An 18,436-nucleotide genomic window follows, 5' to 3' on the forward strand; every position below is an offset into this window, starting at 1 on the left:
GTACAAAAGCTGACGCGGCTCAACCACGGCCCGGCAATGAGGGCTAAGCTTACGCACGCTTTTTGCCAGGATGGGTTGGGCCGATTGAAGACTGAAACCGATGGACCTGCCGCCGTACCCTCAAACCGTATCCAGGACCTGCTGGCCGGATTATCCATTGCCGGTTTGCTGCTGCCGGAGGCCGTGGCCTATTCCAGCATTGCCGCACTGCCGCCTCAGGCCGGGGTGATTGCCTTGTTTGCCGGGCTGGTGTGCTACGGCCTGTTCGGCACCAGCCGTTTTGCGATTGTCTCGGCCACCTCGTCATCAGCGGCCGTGTTGGCGGCGGCAACGGCCAGCCTGGCCGGTGATGACCCGGCCCTGAGGCTGTCCCTGGCCTTCGGATTGGTATTGCTCACTGGGGTGTTTTTCCTGTTGGCCGGCCTGTTCAAGCTCGGCGGCGTCACCTCCTTCATCGCCAAGCCGGTGTTGCGTGGCTTTGCCTTCGGCCTGGCGCTGACCATCATCCTCAAGCAATTGGCCAGTGTGGTGGGCGTGCACCTGACCGATAACAACCTGATCCGTTTTCTACCGCAGTTGCTGGAGCAACTGCCGCGCTGGAACTGGCCTGCGGCCCTGGTGGCGGCTCTGGCGTTGCTGGTGCTGTGGCTGTGCGCGCACTTGCCGCGCGTGCCTGGTGGGCTGGTGGTTGTGGTGCTGGGCATCGCTGCCGGGCAGTATCTGGACCTGCAGGCTCATGGCGTGGCGCTGATCGGCATGATCGACCTGCGCCTGGAGCTGGGGCATTTGCCAGTGCTGCCGTTTGCCGATTGGCTGCGCCTGGGCGAGTTGGCGTTTGCGCTGGTGATGATCCTGTACGCCGAGTCCTACAGCTCTATCAGTTCGTTCGCGCTCAAGCATGGCGACCGTGTGTCGTCCAACCGCGACCTGCTCGCGCTGGGTGCGGCCAACCTGGTTTCCGGGCTGTTCCACGGCATGCCGGCCGGTGCCGGGTACTCCGCGACGTCGGCCAATGAGGCGGCTGGCGCTTATTCACGCTTGGCGGGGATCGTCGCGGCGCTGGTGACATTGCTGATTGTGCTGACGGTGCTGCCCTATGTCGCGCTCACGCCGGAGCCGGTGCTGGCGGCTGTCGTTATCTATGCGCTGGGGCGCGGCTTGAGTTTGCAGCCGCTGGGGCGGTATTTCCTCTGGCGGCGCGATCGTTTACTGGTGATCTGTGCGGTGGCGGCGGTGCTGGTATTGGGGGTGCTGGATGGTTTGCTGCTCGCGGTCGCAATCAGTGTGATGTTGATGCTGCGCCAGATGTCGTCAGCCGATATCCAGGTACTGGGGCGCCTGGGTGACAGCCATGACTTTGTCGACCGTCAGCACCATGCGGATGCTTCGGCTGTACCGGGGGTACTGATCGTACGGCCCAGCGAAGCCCTGTTTTTTGCGAATGTCGAGCGCATCCTTGGCGCGGCCTTGCGCCTGATGCGGCAGTCGCCGGTCGAGGCGATGGTGTTGAGCCTGGAGGAATCGCCGGACCTTGACGGCACCAGCATCGAAGCGCTGGCGGCATTTTTTGCCCAGGTCCATGCGCAGGACAAGCGCCTGGTGTTGGCCCGCGTGCGACATGATGCCCGCGAGGTCTTGCAGGGGTTGCCTGAAGCGGTGGCACCGCAGGTGCGGCTCAGTGGCTTGAGTGTCGATGGCGCGGTGCAATTGGCGCTTGAGATGAGTAACGCCTGACGCAGACATGATGTGGGAGGGGGCTTGCTCCCGATAGGCCGCGCAGCGGCCTCAAAAATGGGCCTGCTACGCAGTCCATCGGGAGCAAGTCGAATCGTCGCACCGCCCCTCCCACAGTGATAGCGTCAAGTCTTAACTGACAGGTATTGGGGAAAGCCCCCATAATTTCTGTATTCCGGGCATAAAAAAACGCCGCGTATCTTGCGATGCGCGGCGTCCTTTACATCAACATACCGTTAAGCTTGAACTACCGGAATGTTGGCGCTTGCTGCGATCTTGCGGAACTCGGCGATCTGGTCGAAGTTCAGGTAGCGATATACGTCACTGGCCATGGTGTCCAGTTTCGCTGCGTAGCCCATGTACTCTTCGACGGTCGGCAGGCGACCCAGGGTAGAAGCCACTGCCGCCAGCTCGGCCGAAGCCAGGTAGACGTTCGCGCCGTCACCCAGACGGTTCGGGAAGTTACGGGTCGAGGTCGACACCACGGTCGAGTTCGGCTCTACGCGTGCCTGGTTACCCATGCACAGCGAGCAGCCTGGCATTTCCATGCGTGCGCCAGCCTTGCCGTAGATGCCGTAGTAGCCTTCTTCGGTCAGTTGGTGAGCGTCCATCTTGGTCGGCGGCGACAGCCACAGACGGGTTGGCAGCTGACCCTTGACCTGTTCCAGCAGCTTACCGGCAGCGCGGAAGTGACCGATGTTGGTCATGCACGAACCGATGAACACTTCGTCGATCTTCTCGCCGGCAACGCTCGACAGCAGACGGGCATCGTCCGGGTCGTTCGGTGCACAGAGGATAGGCTCGTTGATGTCGTTCAGGTCGATCTCGATGACTTCGGCGTATTCCGCGTCGGCATCGGCTTCCATCAGTTCAGGGTTGGCGACCCAGGCTTCCATCGCTTGGGCGCGACGTTCCAGGGTGCGTGCATCGCCGTAGCCTTCGCCGATCATCCAGCGCAGCAGGGTGATGTTGGAGTTCAGGTACTCGGTGATGGACTCTTTGGACAGCTTGATGGTGCAACCGGCAGCCGAACGTTCGGCCGAGGCGTCGGACAGTTCGAAAGCCTGTTCCAGCGTCAGGTCGTTCAGGCCTTCGATCTCCAGGATGCGGCCGGAGAAGGCGTTCTTCTTGCCTTTTTTCTCGACGGTCAGCAGGCCGGACTGGATGGCGTAGTACGGAATGGCATGAACCAGGTCACGCAGGGTGATGCCAGGTTTCATTTTGCCTTTGAAGCGCACCAGGACCGATTCCGGCATGTCCAGCGGCATGACGCCGGTGGCGGCGGCGAACGCCACCAGGCCGGAACCGGCCGGGAACGAGATGCCCATCGGGAAGCGGGTGTGGGAGTCACCACCGGTACCGACGGTATCCGGCAGCAGCATGCGGTTCAGCCAGCTGTGGATGATGCCGTCGCCAGGGCGCAGCGATACGCCGCCACGGGTCATGATGAAGTCAGGCAGGGTGTGGTGGGTGGTCACGTCGATCGGCTTTGGATAGGCCGCGGTGTGGCAGAAGGACTGCATCACCAGATCGGTCGAGAAGCCCAGGCACGCCAGGTCTTTGAGTTCGTCACGGGTCATTGGACCGGTGGTGTCCTGGGAACCCACGGTGGTCATCTTCGGCTCGCAATAGGTGCCTGGACGAACGCCTTTGCCTTCCGGCAGGCCGCAAGCCTTGCCGACCATCTTCTGTGCCAGGGTGTAGCCTTTGCCGGTGTCGACAGGGGCTTCAGGCAGCTTGAACAGGTCGGTAGGGCCGAGGCCCAGTTCAGCGCGGGCCTTTTCAGTGAGGCCACGACCGATGATCAGCGGGATACGGCCGCCGGCGCGGACTTCGTCCAGCAGCACCGGGGTCTTCATTTCGAAGGTGGCCAGGACTTCGTCGGTACCGTGCTTGCAGACTTTGCCGGCATGCGGGTACAGGTCGATCACGTCGCCCATGTTCAGGTTGGACACGTCGAACTCGATCGGCAATGCGCCAGCATCTTCCATGGTGTTGTAGAAGATCGGGGCGATCTTGCTGCCGAAGCAGAAGCCGCCGGCACGCTTGTTCGGTACGTAAGGCACGTCGTCGCCGAAGAACCACAGTACGGAGTTGGTTGCCGATTTACGCGACGAACCGGTGCCGACCACGTCGCCCACGTAGGCGATCGGGAAGCCTTGGCCGCGCATTTCTTCGATCTGCTTCATCGGGCCGGTCTTGCCTTGCTCGTCCGGTACGATGCCTTCGCGGGCCATTTTCAGCATGGCCAGGGCGTGCAGCGGGATATCAGGGCGGGACCAGGCATCCGGGGCAGGGGACAGGTCGTCGGTGTTGGTTTCGCCGGTGACCTTGAACACGCGCAGGCTGATCTTGTCGGCCAGGGTCGGACGGTTCTTGAACCATTCGCCGTCGGCCCAGGACTGGATCACGGCCTTGGCATGCACGTTGCCGTTCTTGGCTTTTTCGGACACGTCGTGGAACGCATCGAACATCAGCAGGGTGTGCTTGAGTTGGTCGGCCGCGACAGATGCCAGGTTGGCATCGTCCAGCAGTTCGACCAGGGTCACGATGTTGTAGCCGCCTTGCATGGTGCCCAGCAGTTCAACGGCGCGTTGCTTGCTGATCAGGGGGGAAGTGGCTTCGCCCTTGGCCAGGGCAGACAGGAAACCGGCCTTGACGTAGGCAGCTTCGTCAACGCCTGGTGGAATGCGGTTGGTGATCAGGTCAACGAGGAATTCTTCTTCGCCAGCCGGAGGATTTTTCAGCAGCTCGACCAGGCCTGCGGTTTGTTCGGCGTTAAGCGGCTGGGGAACGATACCCAGTGCTGCGCGCTCTTCGATATGTTTGCGGTAGGCTTCAAGCACAGTTATTACCCTCATCAGTGGTCCCACGGGACGCTCATCCAGAAATGAACGGCACGCATGCGCTCAGGGGCTTTTTGGGCCGCAAAGCCAGCGCTGCCGGCATTCCTCACAGAAGCTGCTTTCAAAGTTTTACGCCTGCAGAACGGAGCTGATGAGGGTTGGCGCGGGCTTTGACCTAGCGGGTCATAACACGCGCCAACACCGTTCTGAAGGAACGACTGTGCTCGTGACGCTTTGAAAACAGCTTCCAGCGGATATTATTGGCGCCTTACAAGGCCGGATGATTCTACGGCAAAAAAAATCTAAAGGTAAGTTGCCTGACCAAGTTTGCAGGGTGATCAACCTTAGACAAAGGGCTAACATGGCCCATTGTTTCGCTGAGCCGGGTGCCGTTGCCCATGTCCAATCCAACCATCAAGACCCCGTGCGTCGGCCTGTGCTCCACGGTTTACGGCGATCTCGTGTGCCGTGGCTGCAAGCGCTTCCACCATGAAGTGGTGCAGTGGAATGGCTATGACGAAGAGGCAAAACGTGCGGTCTGGATGCGGTTGGAGCAGTTGCTGGTGCAGGTCATGGCCGGCAAGCTGGAAGTGTTCGACCCCAAGACGCTGCGCAGCCAACTGGAGCGGCGCAAGATTCGCTTCGTGCCGCACCAGTCCGAGTATTGCTGGGCCTACCAGTTGATTGCCCGGGGTGCGCGGGTGATTTCCAACCTGGAGGCTTACGGCATGGTGCTGCTGCCGGAATTCCGCGATTGGACGTTGCCGCAGCTGCGCGATGCCATTGATCGTGAGTTTTTCATCCTGTCCGAAGCCCACTACCAGCGCTACATCGCCCCGGATTTCCTGAGGGATGAGTCACTACATCTGTGAGAGGGGGCTTGCTCCCGATGGCGCCGGGTCAGTCAGCTCATAGGTAACTGAACCACCGCTATCGGGAGCAAGCCCCCTCCCACCGTTGCACTTGATTGACTGGAGGAGCAGGTCAGGCTTTGTTGGCCAGTTCTTCCAACTGATCCATCAGGGTGCCGGGCTTGAGCACCAGCACATCGCTTTCCACGGCGTCGAGTATCACTTCCGCCGTATTGCCGATCAGCGCTCCGGAAATCCCGGTGCGCGCCACGGTGCCGATGATCGTCACCGCCGCTTGCAACTTATGCGCCTCGAAGGGGATCAGCACATCCGCCGGCCCTTCTTCGATATGCAGGTGGGCGTCGTCCACATCGAACTCGGCCTGAAACGCCTTGCATTGCTCGCGATAACGCGCCTCGATGGTTTCCTTGAGCTGGAATGTCGGGTCCGCCGCCGACAACATCGGCGACGGATGGGCGCTGATCACATGCAACTGCGCCTTGGCCAGCCTGGCGATATCAAAGCCGTGGTCGATGATCGTATCGTGCAGGGCGCGATGCTCGCCGTCGTTATTGCCCACGTCGATGGCGGCCAGAATCACCCGCCCGGCCCACGGGGTTGCAGTCTTGACCAGCAGCACCGGCGTCGGGCAATAACGCAGCAGCTTCCAGTCGGCCGGGGTGAGCAAGGCCTTTTTCAGCGGGCTGTCGGGGAAATGTTGCTTGATCACCAGGCCGCAGCCTTCGGCCTGCTGCACGTCGATGATGGTTTCATGCAGGCTGTCATTCCACGCCTGCTCGGTGGTCACGCTGTACCCGTCTTCCTGCAAACCGGATTTGAGCAGGCTCAGCAGCGCCGAGTGCTCGTGCTTCTTGTCGCACACCAGTAAGTGCAGGTGCGCGCCGGTGACCCCGGCGATCAGCTTGGCGCGCTTGAGGGCCAGGCTTTCCGAATGTTCGGGTTCGATGACCACCAAAATGCTGCGGATGGCTTGCATAATCGGGATCTCCAGTAAGAGGGGGCATGTAACCACTATAGTTGCTGCCCGTCAGGCGGCATGTTGATACACATCAAGGCCCGTGACTGGTGGTCTGCGGCGTGGTCGGTATAATCGGCGGCCTTTTGTGATCCTTTTGCCCGTGAGCCCGATGAACCTGCCCGAAATCCACGAATTCCTCGGCTGCCGCACCCCCGACGCCTGGGTCCAGGCCGCATTGGCCGATCAGGAAACCCTGCTGATCGACCACAAGAACTGCGAGTTCAAAGCCGCCAGTACCGCCTTGAGCCTGATCGCCAAGTACCACGGCCATGTGGACTTGATCAATATGATGTCGCGCCTGGCCCGCGAAGAGCTGGTGCATCACGAACAAGTCATGCGCCTGATGAAAAAGCGCAAGGTCGAACTGCGCCAACTGCACGCCGGCCGTTATGCCTCGGCGTTGCGTAAAGTGGTGCGCAGCCACGAGCCGGTCAAACTGGTGGACACCCTGGTGGTCGGCGCCTTTATCGAAGCGCGCAGTTGCGAGCGTTTCGAAGCACTGGTGCCGCATTTGGACGAAGAACTCGGCAAGTTCTACTTCGGCTTGCTGAAAAGCGAAGCTCGGCACTTTCAAGGTTACTTGAAGCTGGCGTACCAGTATGGCGACGCCAAGGATATCGCCCAGGTGATCGAACGGGTGAGGGCGGCCGAGCAGGAACTGATCGAGTCACCCGACGTCGAGTTCCGCTTTCACAGTGGCGTGCCAGCCTGAAGCGACCGCCGTGCCGATCAGCGCGGCGACGCCCGCCAACAGCAGGATCACCGTTTGCGTGCCCCAGGGCGCGGCCAGCAGCGCAATCGCCAGGCCTGCCAAGGGTTGCGCCAGATTGTTGAGCAGTGTGATCACGCCGACTGTCTTGCCGAAATCCTGGACCGGAATGACCCGCTGACGGGTGCTGCGCAGGTAGACGTTGAACATCTTGTCGAAACCGGTGACCAGCAGAAAGCCCACGGCGTACAGCCATACGCTTGGGCTGACGGCCATGATCAGCGCCCCGATGCCGATCATCGAATACGACAGACCGCCCAGTACCCTCAATGGCAGGTCGGCCCGCGCCAGGTAAAACAGAATGCCGATCGTCACCAACGCTCCCAATGCTTGCAGCAACGCATACGCATCCTTGCCGGCGGCGAACTGGCCGGTGACCAGCGCCGCCGAGGTGGCGAGCGTCACGCCGATGATCAGGTTCACGCCCACCGCCAGGGTAATGACCCGCCTTAACTCCACTCGGTTGCGGATATGCCCGAACGCGATGCGCAACGGTTGCAGCCAGATATCCGGATGTTGCTCGAAGGTTTGCAGGTCTACCGCGCTGGTGCGCCGCCAGATCCGCATGGCCAGGTCCGCCAGCCAGAACAACCCGGCAACCCCCAGCACTACCCAATGCCAGGCCCAGATTTCCAGGAGCAGCGCGGCCGCCAATGGGCCCAGCACCAGGCCGCTCTGGTCGGCGATCTGTGAGTAGGAGAGGGTCTTGGCGTAGGTGTAGTGTTTGAAAATATGCGGCATCAGCACCTCCCGCGCCATGATGCCCTGGGTGGTCAATACCCCGCACAACGCCGACAGCAGCACGATCCAGTAGATACCGTCGAATAACGCGTACAGTCCTACTGTGACGGCACAGGCCAGCGCCCGGTAGACCTGGCTGATATGCAGGATGCGCACGGCAGGGAACTTGTCGCACAGGGCACCGCACACCGGGAAGGCCAGGTAACGCGGCAATGACTCGACAAAAAATGCAAAGCCCGCCCAGGCCACGCTCTGGGTGGTCTGAAATACGATCAAGGGCACGATGAACAATAGAATCTGGTCTGCCAGCCGCGACAGGAACAGCGAAACGAAGAACGCCAGGTAATCCTTGCGCATACAACTCCCTGTGAATGGCGTTAAAGATTGCAGGCTATTTGTTAAAAACTCTTAAAAGCATGAAGCTTCGTTGGGGCGTCATGGCCAGATGCTTCAGTCAAACAGCTTGCCACCTATAATGGCTGCACTTCAATCGGCGTTTGTACACTGAGAATTTATGGAAAACCTGGGGCTGGGCAAAGTTCTGCTCGTTGAGGACGATGAAAAACTGGCGGGGCTGATTGCGCATTTTCTGGCGCAGCACGGTTTCGAGGTGCGGGTGGTGCACCGGGGCGACAAAGCCCTGGCGGCGTTCCTGGACTTCAAGCCGAAGATCGTCGTGCTCGACCTGATGCTGCCGGGCCAGAGCGGCCTGCATGTGTGTCGTGAGATTCGTAACGTGTCTGACACGCCGATCGTGATCCTCACCGCCAAGGAAGATGACCTGGACCACATCCTGGGTCTGGAGTCCGGCGCTGATGACTATGTGATCAAGCCGATCAAGCCGCCGGTTTTGCTCGCACGCCTGCGTGCCCTGCAACGCCGGCAAGTGCCCGAGCCCACCGTTCGCGGCTCCCTCGAATTCGGCCACCTGTCGATTGACCGCAGTTGCCGGGTGGTCAGCCTGGGAGGGGAAACCATCGACCTGACGACCATGGAGTTCGAATTGCTGTGGTTGCTGGCCAGCAATTCGGGAAAGATTCTCTCGCGCGATGACATCCTCAACCGCATGCGCGGTATTGCCTTCGACGGCCTCAACCGCAGCGTCGACGTCTACATCAGTAAATTACGCAGCAAACTCAACGATAACCCCCGTGAACCGGTGTGCATCAAGACCATCTGGGGCAAAGGCTACCTGTTCAACCCTTTCGCGTGGGAGGTTTAGATGCTGCGGCTGTTTCTGCGCCTGTATGTGATCCTGGCGCTGGGTCTGGCGGGGGCGATCTGGCTGGTCAACTACACCTTCGACGAATTATTGCCGGAAGCTAACGAAGTCTATAACCGCGAAGCTTTGCGCGGCCCGGCTTATGCATTGGTAGAACAACTGCGGGTGGTGCAAGGGCCAGCGCGCGAAGCTCGGCTGGCCGAGCTGCAACCGCATTACGGCTTGCGTCTGAGGCTGGTCCAGCACGATGCATTGGCGTTGAACGAGCGTGAACAACAGCTGCTCAGCGGTGGTCAGCTTGTGGTACGCGGCGACTTCATGGAGTTCATCACCAGCATTGATGGTGGCCCGCAACTGCTGGAGATCAAGTTGCCGGAAGAGCCCAAGTGGCTGTACTTGTGGGCCTACGGTTTCCTCGGCGTCAGTCTGGCCCTGGTCCTGTATTTCTGGGTACGCCCGCACTGGCGCGACCTTGAGCACATCCGCTTGGCCGCGCAACGCTTTGGCGACAATGACCTCGGCTCGCGCATCCTGCTGCCGCGCCGGTCCACCGTGCGCGAACTGGCCGGGCACTTCAACCAGATGGCTGAGCGTATCGAAAGCCTGATCGCCAACCAGCGCGAACTGACCAACGCCGTGTCCCACGAGTTGCGTACACCGATTGCGCGTTTATCGTTCGAGCTGGATCAACTCAAGCAACAGGCCGACCCGCGCCAGAGCCGTGAGTTGATCAATGACATGTACGCCGACCTGGGCGAGTTGGAGGAGATGGTCTCCGAATTGCTCACCTACGCCAGCCTGGAGCGTGGCGCTACGCAGGTCACCCGGGAAAGCATCGAGGCCCATAGCTGGCTCGACAGTGTCATCGGCAGCGTGGCCCTCGAAGCGGAAGCGGCCGGTGTGCAGCTGTCGTTGCGTACCTGTGAAGTCGACTTTATCCAGATCGAACCGCGCTTCATGGCGCGGGCGGTGATCAACCTGCTGCGCAACGCCATCCGTTATGCCGAGCGCCGCGTGGAGGTGTCGCTGGTCAAGTTCGGCACGGGTTACGAAGTGCGGGTCAGCGATGACGGGCCCGGCGTACCGCTGGAGGGCCGGGCGAAGATCTTCGAACCCTTCATGCGCCTGGATTCCAGCCGCGACCGCCGCACCGGTGGCTTCGGCCTGGGCCTGGCGTTGGTGCAGCGGGTCAGCCAATGGCATGGCGGCCAGGTCGAAGTGCTGGACTCGGAGTGGGGCGGGGCGTCGTTTCGGATGACGTGGGCGTATGCCGAGTAGCAGTCTCTAGTAGGAGCGAGCAAGCTCGCTCCTGCGTTCTAATTGTATGGTCGGATCAGAAGGTGTATTCCACCATCCCCATCACCGACGTCTGCAACCGTCGCTCCACAATCGGGCTCTTGCCCGCCTCATCCGCCAGGTACTGCACGTCCAGCAAGGTCGAGAACCGGGTGTTTTCGCTGATCGGCAGGCTCCACGCCAGGTTCATGCCATTGCTGATGTTGCCGGCTCCGGCCTTGTATTCCTTGAAGCGGCTTTGCGCCGCCTGACCCGTGGTCACGCCGTACCAGGTCTGCAGGTAGTTACGGTCACCAAAATGGCTGCTCAGGGTGGCGTCGACGGAGCCAAAGCGGCCTCTGTAGAGATTGGTGCCCAGGCTCAACTCCAGGTGGGTGAAGGCCTTGCCGGTATCCTTGTGGTCATTTTCCTTGAGGGCGTGTTCCAGCGTCGCGCCGACAATCACGCCGCCGAGTTTATAGCTGGCGCTCACCCCCAGTTGCGGGCGTGACTTGATCTCGCCCATGCCTTTGAGGCGTTTGGAGCCGGCATGCAGGGTTTCATTTTTATCCTTGCGTGAACCGCTGGCACCGACATACGCGCTGAAGCTTGCCGCGTCGCCTTCGTAGCGCCATCCCAGGCCCTTGCCTGTGTCGAGGAAAATCCCCCAGGGACTGACAATTTTGCCGCCCAGTTCCGGCCCGGTCCGGCGTTCGTCACTCCCGCTGTAGCGGGGCGCGTTGCTGACGCCGAGCTTGAGGCTGTATTGCCAGTCTTCGGCAATGGCGCTGTCGGCGGCGGCGAACAGGCATACCGAGGTGAGGGACAGGCAAAGGTGATTCGAGCGCATTGAGGCGTTCTTCCTTGGTTAGAGATTCAGAGGTTTGTGTGGTGCTTGGGTGCGTTTGAAGGAGTAACCCGAAGCGCTGAGGCCATTGACCTGACGGCTGACGGTGTCGCCCAGGCCATAGCCATTACCGGCCAGTACCGCGTGGGCATTGTCGACGGGCAATAGGATGTAGTCGGTCAGCGGCTCGCCATGCAGTTGGCCGCGCAATACCAGGAAACCTTCTTCCAGGCGTACGCTGATGCCGCTCAGCGGCGCGTTCGGCTCATGGGTGTTGAGCACGTGATAGGTGCCGATGGTGTCGGCCCAGGCCAGGGGCAGCGGCGGCGGGTCGACGCGCTCACCGATGGCGATGCGTTGGCCATGGCTGCGGGCAGTGAGCATCTGGCGGCCTTGTACGGTCACCACATCCAGCTGCACGCGGCCCAATTCGCCGAGATCCTTGAGCCAGAACCCGAGGACTTTTTTCTGTGCGCGCAACCAGCCGTGCTCGTCACGCACCAATTCAAAGTCAAAACCGGCCAGTTCGCCGGACAGCCGATTTTTATCGTCCTTGAGGCGCAGTACGCCCCAGGCCGTAGCATAAAACCCGGCCAGGCGTTTACGGTCCACGGCCGCCGGCACCTGGCGCAGCTTCAACCCGTGGCTGGGGGGCTGGCAGTCGCCGCTGCACACTGGCGTGCCGGTTTGTGCCTGGAGCATCAAGCGCAGCGCGTCGGTGGACAGCGACACCACCATGTCCTCGGCATTGCTGTCATTGGCCATGATGATCACCGCCAACTGCTGATCAGGCAGCACGCTCAATTGGGCGGCAAAATCATCGCCACCGCCGCTGTGCTGATAGGTCCGAATGCCGGGGCCGACCGGCTCATCCCCACAAGGCGCCAGAAACCAGCCCAGGCCCATCTGGCAATCGAAGTCCAGGGCGTTGCCGGTGTTTTGCTGGGTGAACATCGCCTCGATGGACGCGTTACTCAGCACTTGTCTGCCTTTATAGGTGCCTTGGGCGAACAGCATCTGCACGTAGTGGCTGAGGTCTTTCGGGCTGGCCCACAGCCCGGTGGCCGCGAGGTCACGCACCTGTGCATCGGTGCTGGCCTGGCCGTCTTCGTAGCCCATGGCGCGATAACCCAGCTGTGCGCCGGTACCGACGAAGCTGGACTGGTCCATCGCCAACGGCTTGAGCAGGCTGCTTTGTAGCTGAGCCTCGAAGCTTTTGCCGGTGCTGCGCTCAATGGCCGCGCCGACCAAGGCGTAGCCGAGGTTGGAATAGGCCACCTGAGAGCCCGGCGGGCTGCTCAGCCACACACCCGACACACGCATGGGCATCTGGCCCATCGCATAGGTGCTGCGCAGGTCGCGCAGGTGCTCGCTGGGCAGGCCGGACTGGTGGCTGAGCAAGCGACGCAAGGTGATATCGCGGTCAGCCGCAGTCTGGTCGGCATGAAAACGCGAACGCACGTAAAACTCGCGCAGGGTTTGCTGGATCGGCGCATCCAGCGCCAGACGCTGCTGCTCCACCAATTGCAACGCCGCCGTGGTGGTCAGCAGTTTGGAAATGCCCCCGGCGCGAAACGCCGTGTTACGTGTAACCGGTACGCCGCGCGCCTTGTCCGCCATGCCGAAGCCACGGGTCCAGAGCAATTCCTGGCCATTGACCAACGCAATCGACAATCCCGCCACGTTATCCCGGGCCATGTCCTGGGGAATTCGGGTTTGCAGGTAACGGATGATTGCACCGTAATCACCCTTTTGAATCGGCGGCGGAGCAGGGGGTTGCCCATGGCAACCGATACTGCTCAGCAGGCAACCCAGCAAAGGAATACTGCGCAATGTGCGAAACATGAAGAACACCCGAATGGTGGTTTGGATGCTCAAATGCTAGGGCGGTGGCGGCCGATAATCTTTGACAGCTTTGTCGAGAAACTGTCAAAGACTGTTAAAGATTAGGCACCAGGAAATCTCAAGGCAGAATCAGGGAAGCCCCTTGCTGAAAAAGGGAAGTTTTCCGGCATTTCCAGAGGATATTCAGACTTTAATCTCAGTGCTCTTGTGAAATCAGGAGCGACACCCGCCATGGACGCTACACGCTGGAGCCACCCGTTCAAGGATCAAAGCCACCCGTTGTCGCAGTTGACCCAATTGGCCCATGCTGGCGCGGGTTATTACCCCTTGGGACGCAATGCCCTGTGGCATGGCGGCGTGCATTTTGACAGCGGCACCGCAGCCCTGCTGGATCAGTCGGCGGTCTACTGTGTGGCAGACGGTGAGGTCGTGGCTTACCGCATCGATGAGCATTCACCCATCACTACTTACGTGGACGACGACCAGTGCGTGGCGAAACCGTTCTCGCGCAACTTTGTACTGGTGCGCCATCGTCTTGCGCCGCCGACCATCGCAGGTCAATCACAGACGCCTCCCAGACTGACCTTCTACAGCTTGTATATGCACCTGCAGGAGGGAATGTTCTATCGCGACGGCTCAACGCACGCTCGACCCGCCTTCTGGCCTGAAGAGGCAACAGATGGCGCTGTTGTGCTGCAAGCGCCCGTCGCAATCAAGGCCGCCGATCTGGTCGGGCACATCGGGTTGTATCACTGCGCGGATACAAAGCGCCCGGAAAGCAAACTGCATCTGGAAGTGTTCAGTGGTGATGACGTCGAAGGCTTTATCGACGCCAGCCGGGCTTGGGCGCAACAGTTGCCTGCCGACGAACAGACTTGGCTCAAGCTGGTGGCAGGCACTGTCGTCGTCCCCCATCAAGAGGGCTTTGGCGTTGCACAATGCCCCGTTCCCGGCACTGCCGGCGCGGCCAGTGGTGCTGACTTGCTACTGCCCAAAGTGTTGCTCGACAGCTTGCCGCCCGAGAGCAAAATCAGCAGCGCCCTGGGTAAGAAATGCACATGGTATCGCCTGGATGGGTTGCTCATGGATGCCGACAACCATCCGCTTGATGGCTGGGTCTGCGAAGACGTGGGGATTACCCCCTGGGTCAGTCCGTGGTCGTGGGAGGGCTACTCCATTGTCTACAGCCTCGACTCTTCCCTTGGCACGCTTGCCGCGCTTTGGCGTGACCTGGGGCGGTTCAGCGAGGCTCAACTTGCGCGGTTTGCTCGCGTGGCGGACGAGGGCAACAAAAGCCGCATAAAAAGCCGTCTCTACGACATCATCGACCGCAACCGCGATGGAAGGATCACCGCTGCCGAGTTGCAGGCGGCCATTCGCCGGCCGGCTCACGCACAGTCGATTTCACGGTTGATCATTCATACCGAAAGCGAATGGTCCCAGCCGAACAAGTGGGATGGGTTAGACGAGTTGCTAGGCCACAGTGGCGCAACACCGCACTTGAACTGGTTGGCGGAGAAACAACGGATCAATGCGCTGTGTTGGTGGGAAGAGGTGGCGCCGAAGCTTGGCCTGCCTGCGAATGGGGCGGTGTTTCACTTTCATCCGGTGGGGTTGGTGGGGCAGTTCTGCGCGGCTAATCCATTGGCAATTACTTCGGCACAACTAAAGCAAATATTTCCCTTGGCCGACGATGCCGATATTGAGGTAGTACTCAATGAAATAAACGGGCGATTAGTCGAGTTCAAGTTGGACACCCGGCTTAGGCAACGGCACTTTTTCGCCCAGATCAAGGGCGAGGTGGGGGCGTCTATGAAAGCAGTGACCGAAAGTTGGGAATTCTCCCCGGAGGTACTTAAGTCGTTCAGTGTTTACTATCGAGCGCATCCTTTGGAAGCGGAACAGGATGGATATTTGAAGGATTCGAATGGACGGATTATTCGTAGAGCGAATCAACACGAAATTGGGGTGAAGCATTTTTTGCGCTTAAATGGAAATCGAAGGTCTCATCCTGCAGATGGGTATAATTTCAGGGGGAGGGGTTTGTTACAACTTACGGGCTATGAAAAATACAAGGGTTTCAAGGCTGGTTACTCAAGATACTGGAAGGGTGTAGTGCCAGATACAGTCGGGCAACCAGAGCTGATTAATGAAATGCCTACGGCCATAAGGAGTGCAATATGGTTCTGGATTGATCTCAATATTTTTAAACAGGTGCAGTCTGGTGGTTATTCAGATGTCGTAAGAGTTACTAAAGCTGTAAATGGTGGGACGATGGGACTTGATGAAAGGAAAGCAGCCTACAGAATTGCTGAAGGCGCACTGAAATGAAGATGACCCTGTTTTTTATAGGGCAGCTATTAATATTTTCTAATCAGAGTGTTTTTGGGTCCGAAAGTAGCCTCTGTAAGCCTAGTGAAAAAATGATCGCGTCGTGTCATTTGCATGAAGGGAAAAATAGGGTGGTGTCTCTGTGTGCAAGTGCGGACAGTACTTTGGTTTTTTATAGAATTGGCAAGGAGCAAAACATGGAGTTGGTAAGTGGCTTTTCGAAACGACGAGTATTATCTCGATGGGTGGATAAAGCTACTTACACTACATATTTTGGATTTAGGTTGCCTCCTTATTCCTATGTTTTTGGTGTGCCGCAGCAGACGTACGGAGCTAAGGCGTTCCTGGAAGCTTATAGAGACGACAAAGAAATTATGTTGCGCGTATGCACCGAAAACTCTTTTGGAGAGACGGCGCTTATAAGTGAAGCTATACGCGAGGTGCCAGATGATCTTGTAAGGGGTAATGACTTTCTGTTTCCGCCTTATTGAGAGTTCTTGTTAGTTTGGTATGGTTTTAAAAACTCACTGCTCTGAGAGTTGCTTGCGCGGAATTACAATCTGTGTGGTGTCACTCGCTCATGCCACTGAGCAATCGACTCCTCAGGATACTCATCAAACTGCAAATCTCCCTTGCGCACCGTTACCTCCACCCACGGTGCCTTGGACCCCAGCATCAAGTGCGTATGTTCCGGCGGCACTGGCAGTGGTGTGTCGATGGCTGACGCGAATGGGTGGATCAGCTCTGGCCATTCCGGGCTGAACAGCCATAGGGCGCTGCCGCATTGCGAACAGAAATGCCGCTCGGCGGTGCTGGCGTGGGCACGGCTGGCACCTTCTGGTTTGAGCCTGGCGTGGTAGATCGAAATCTGCTTGCGCCCCTGTACCTTGAGGCTCTTGGCGTCGCTGGCGAGGTTGATCGCGTAGCCACCGCCGCCCTGGGTCTTGCGGCAGATCGAGCAGTAGCAACGCTGGTAGGGGTAAGGGTGGGCGCTGTTCAAACTGAAGGTGACAGCGCCGCAATGGCAGGATCCTTCTAGCTGCATGGGAGTCTCCTTGGCAAGGTGACTGTTCAGCTTAGGCGGTTTTCGGCATCAACGTAGCGATCAATGCGCGAATGGTCCCAGGCAACGCGTCCAGTTCCCGCACCAGGATACTGCGCTCGCGAATGGCCCACGGCTCCTGGAGCTTGACCGCCACCAGTTGCATGGTGCGGCTGTGCCGCACGGCGGCGGATTCAGGGATGATGCCAATGCCCACGCCGGCCTCGACCATTCGGCAGATCGCCTCGAAGCTCGAGACCTGAATGCGCAGCGACAGCTGTTTGCCGAGCCGGTCGACGTGTTCGCGCAGAAAGCTCAGCAACGTGCTGCCCTCATGCAAGCCAATGTGCTGATAGGCGAGGGTCTGTTCCAGCGTCACTGACGCTTGACCGGCTAACGGGTGATCGACGGGTACCATCAACACCAGTTCATCGGTGCTGAAATGCAATACCTGCAAGCCTGCCGCTTCCACGGGGCCGGCAATGATGCCCATATCGCTGGTGCCATCCAGCACGCCGCGCACGATATCCCGGGACAGGCGCTCTTGCAGGTCGACGGTGACGCCGGGGCGCTGCGACAGGAACCCCGCCAGCACCTCCGGCAGAAACTCGGTGACCGCCGTGGTATTGGCGAAGATACGGATATGCCCAGCCGAATCCGCGCCGTATTGGGTGAATTCGCTTTTCAGGTAGTCCACTTGGCGCATGATCAGCCGCGCATGGTGCAGCAGGCGTGCGCCTGCCGGGGTGATTTCCACGCCACGGCTGTCGCGGTACAGCAGGCGCGTGTCGAGCTGGCTTTCCAGGGCCTTGATCCGCGCACTGGCGGCGGCCGGCGAGAGGAACGCACGCTTGGCGCCCTGGGTCAGGCTGGGGGATTCAGCGATATGGATAAACAGGCGCAGGTCGGCCAGGTCGAAGTGCATGCAAAACTCCGGGAGCAGAATGGCGGCGTTCAGCATAACCGAACGCTGGTTTATTGAAATGCAAATTCTCAGAACGGATGGGGGCTTGCATGATCCGGGGCAGACACCCACTGCCCGAGGACCTGGACCCCATGAGTGCCACTGATTGGATCGGCCGAAGTGAAACCACGCACGACCTCCTGAGCCATAACCTGCTCAAGCGTATCGCCGCGACGTTCGGTGAAGAAGTGCCGAGCGATGGCGAAGCGGTCCCGCCGTTGTGGCAGTGGTGCTTTTTTCAGGATCCACTGCCGGAAGCGGCACTGGGCACTGACGGCCACCCGGCCCGTGGCGGGTTCCTGCCGCCGGCGGATAACCGCAATCGCATGTGGGCCGGTGGCCGCATTGAATTTGTGCAGGCATTGCGGGCCGGTGCGGCGGCCACTCGCGTGTCCACGATCACTGCCGTAGAAGAGAAGGCCGGCCGCACCGGCTCGCTGCTGTTTGTCACCGTGCGTCATGACTATTCCCAGGACGGTCGCCTGGCGATCCGCGAAGAACAGGACATCGTCTACCGCGAACCCACGCCACCCAAGCAGGGCAGCGGTGAGGCACTGCCCCTCAGCGAGTGGCGTGAAGCCGTCGAGCCGACCCCCACTTTGTTGTTTCGCTACAGCGCCGTGACCTTCAACGGCCACCGCATTCACTACGACTACCCCTATGTCACCGGCACCGAGGGTTATCCGGGGTTGGTGGTGCATGGGCCATTGATCGCCACCTTGAACCTGCGTGCCTTTTGTCGTGCCCACCCTGAAGCCCGGTTGCGCCGTTTTGCCTACCGTGGCGTGCGCCCGTTGATTGCACCGCAACCGTTTGAAGTGGGCGGTCGGATCACCTCGGACGGTGTTGCCGAACTGTGGGCCGGTAACGCCGGTGGCCTGGCGCAACAAGCCCAAGTGCACTTCGAATAACCCCAGAACAACAGGCGGA

15 protein-coding genes are annotated in these 18,436 nt (G+C 59.9%); 8 read left to right on the forward strand and 7 right to left on the reverse strand.

Annotated elements, in window-relative coordinates; genetic code table 11:
• Positions 1-84: 84 nt before the first annotated feature.
• On the forward strand, positions 85-1,734 hold the full coding sequence (locus C9383_RS06525) for a SulP family inorganic anion transporter (protein ID WP_090370694.1): 1,650 nt from the start codon (positions 85-87) through the stop codon (positions 1,732-1,734).
• A gap of 236 nt (positions 1,735-1,970) precedes the next feature.
• On the opposite strand, the gene acnB is transcribed toward C9383_RS06525, so the two are convergent.
• A complete protein-coding gene (acnB, locus tag C9383_RS06530) occupies positions 1,971-4,580 on the reverse strand; it encodes a bifunctional aconitate hydratase 2/2-methylisocitrate dehydratase (RefSeq protein ID WP_090370695.1) in 2,610 nt (869 codons plus the stop codon).
• 398 nt (positions 4,581-4,978) lie between these two features.
• Between acnB and C9383_RS06535 the strand changes: the two genes are divergently transcribed.
• Positions 4,979-5,452: a DUF1289 domain-containing protein gene (locus tag C9383_RS06535; protein WP_090370697.1), complete on the forward strand. Its 474-nt coding sequence runs from the start codon at positions 4,979-4,981 to the stop codon at positions 5,450-5,452.
• Between the two features lie 112 nt (positions 5,453-5,564).
• Here C9383_RS06535 and C9383_RS06540 read toward each other — a convergent pair whose 3' ends face one another.
• Entirely contained in the window at positions 5,565-6,428 is an 864-nt protein-coding gene (locus C9383_RS06540) for a universal stress protein (RefSeq protein WP_090370699.1), read from the reverse strand.
• A 151-nt stretch (positions 6,429-6,579) separates the two neighbouring features.
• On the opposite strand from C9383_RS06540, the gene C9383_RS06545 reads away from it, so the two are divergent.
• Positions 6,580-7,182, forward strand: a complete 603-nt coding sequence (locus tag C9383_RS06545) for a MiaE family protein (RefSeq protein WP_060752643.1) — start codon at positions 6,580-6,582, stop codon at positions 7,180-7,182.
• Here the strand turns inward: C9383_RS06545 and C9383_RS06550 are convergent.
• Positions 7,138-8,337, reverse strand: a complete 1,200-nt coding sequence (locus C9383_RS06550) for an MFS transporter (RefSeq protein ID WP_090370701.1) — start codon at positions 8,335-8,337, stop codon at positions 7,138-7,140. The two genes, C9383_RS06545 and C9383_RS06550, sit on opposite strands and share 45 nt — an antisense overlap.
• A 157-nt stretch (positions 8,338-8,494) precedes the next feature.
• On the opposite strand from C9383_RS06550, the gene C9383_RS06555 reads away from it, so the two are divergent.
• Positions 8,495-9,202 carry a winged helix-turn-helix domain-containing protein gene (locus C9383_RS06555; protein WP_060752645.1) on the forward strand — a complete coding sequence of 236 codons (708 nt, stop codon included), beginning with the start codon at positions 8,495-8,497 and terminating at the stop codon, positions 9,200-9,202.
• Positions 9,203-10,480 (forward strand): ATP-binding protein, encoded by a 1,278-nt coding sequence (locus tag C9383_RS06560; RefSeq protein WP_090370703.1) that lies wholly within the window; start codon positions 9,203-9,205, stop codon positions 10,478-10,480.
• Between the two features lie 55 nt (positions 10,481-10,535).
• On the opposite strand, the gene C9383_RS06565 is transcribed toward C9383_RS06560, so the two are convergent.
• Both C9383_RS06565 and C9383_RS06570 read right to left on the reverse strand, forming a co-directional pair.
• Entirely contained in the window at positions 10,536-11,327 is a 792-nt protein-coding gene (locus C9383_RS06565) for a MipA/OmpV family protein (RefSeq protein WP_090370705.1), read from the reverse strand.
• 18 nt (positions 11,328-11,345) lie between these two features.
• On the reverse strand, positions 11,346-13,169 hold the full coding sequence (locus C9383_RS06570; protein WP_090372397.1) for a serine hydrolase domain-containing protein: 1,824 nt from the start codon (positions 13,167-13,169) through the stop codon (positions 11,346-11,348).
• A gap of 231 nt (positions 13,170-13,400) precedes the next feature.
• Between C9383_RS06570 and C9383_RS06575 the strand changes: the two genes are divergently transcribed.
• Positions 13,401-15,500, forward strand: a complete 2,100-nt coding sequence (locus C9383_RS06575; RefSeq protein ID WP_090370706.1) for a hypothetical protein — start codon at positions 13,401-13,403, stop codon at positions 15,498-15,500.
• Entirely contained in the window at positions 15,497-15,991 is a 495-nt protein-coding gene (locus C9383_RS27990; RefSeq protein ID WP_090370708.1) for a hypothetical protein, read from the forward strand. Before C9383_RS06575 ends, C9383_RS27990 begins: the two co-directional genes overlap by 4 nt.
• Before the next feature lie 62 nt (positions 15,992-16,053).
• Here the strand turns inward: C9383_RS27990 and C9383_RS06580 are convergent, their stop codons facing one another.
• Entirely contained in the window at positions 16,054-16,545 is a 492-nt protein-coding gene (locus C9383_RS06580) for a GFA family protein (protein ID WP_090370710.1), read from the reverse strand.
• Between the two features lie 31 nt (positions 16,546-16,576).
• The gene (locus C9383_RS06585) at positions 16,577-17,467 is read right to left on the reverse strand and encodes a LysR family transcriptional regulator (RefSeq protein ID WP_060752651.1); all 891 of its coding nucleotides are present in this window, start codon (positions 17,465-17,467) and stop codon (positions 16,577-16,579) included.
• Positions 17,468-17,598: 131 nt separating this feature from the next.
• Between C9383_RS06585 and C9383_RS06590 the strand changes: the two genes are divergently transcribed.
• On the forward strand, positions 17,599-18,417 hold the full coding sequence (locus C9383_RS06590) for an HTD2 family dehydratase (RefSeq protein WP_090370711.1): 819 nt from the start codon (positions 17,599-17,601) through the stop codon (positions 18,415-18,417).
• Positions 18,418-18,436: the final 19 nt, after the last annotated feature.

This window comes from Pseudomonas palleroniana (assembly GCF_003031675.1).
Taxonomy (GTDB): Bacteria; Pseudomonadota; Gammaproteobacteria; order Pseudomonadales; family Pseudomonadaceae; genus Aquipseudomonas; species Aquipseudomonas palleroniana.

Bases quoted from the DNA above. Each gene is read 5' to 3' on its own strand.
- C9383_RS06535 (WP_090370697.1), top strand. From the start codon at position 4,979: ATGTCCAATCCAACCATCAAGACCCCGTGCGTCGGCCTGTGCTCCACG.
- C9383_RS06580 (WP_090370710.1), bottom strand. From the start codon at position 16,545: ATGCAGCTAGAAGGATCCTGCCATTGCGGCGCTGTCACCTTCAGTTTG.
- C9383_RS06545 (WP_060752643.1), top strand. From the start codon at position 6,580: ATGAACCTGCCCGAAATCCACGAATTCCTCGGCTGCCGCACCCCCGAC.
- C9383_RS06560 (WP_090370703.1), top strand. From the start codon at position 9,203: ATGCTGCGGCTGTTTCTGCGCCTGTATGTGATCCTGGCGCTGGGTCTG.
- C9383_RS06575 (WP_090370706.1), top strand. From the start codon at position 13,401: ATGGACGCTACACGCTGGAGCCACCCGTTCAAGGATCAAAGCCACCCG.
- C9383_RS27990 (WP_090370708.1), top strand. From the start codon at position 15,497: ATGAAGATGACCCTGTTTTTTATAGGGCAGCTATTAATATTTTCTAAT.
- C9383_RS06570 (WP_090372397.1), bottom strand. From the start codon at position 13,169: ATGTTTCGCACATTGCGCAGTATTCCTTTGCTGGGTTGCCTGCTGAGC.
- C9383_RS06540 (WP_090370699.1), bottom strand. From the start codon at position 6,428: ATGCAAGCCATCCGCAGCATTTTGGTGGTCATCGAACCCGAACATTCG.
- C9383_RS06555 (WP_060752645.1), top strand. From the start codon at position 8,495: ATGGAAAACCTGGGGCTGGGCAAAGTTCTGCTCGTTGAGGACGATGAA.
- C9383_RS06590 (WP_090370711.1), top strand. From the start codon at position 17,599: ATGAGTGCCACTGATTGGATCGGCCGAAGTGAAACCACGCACGACCTC.
- C9383_RS06550 (WP_090370701.1), bottom strand. From the start codon at position 8,337: ATGCGCAAGGATTACCTGGCGTTCTTCGTTTCGCTGTTCCTGTCGCGG.
- C9383_RS06565 (WP_090370705.1), bottom strand. From the start codon at position 11,327: ATGCGCTCGAATCACCTTTGCCTGTCCCTCACCTCGGTATGCCTGTTC.
- C9383_RS06585 (WP_060752651.1), bottom strand. From the start codon at position 17,467: ATGCACTTCGACCTGGCCGACCTGCGCCTGTTTATCCATATCGCTGAA.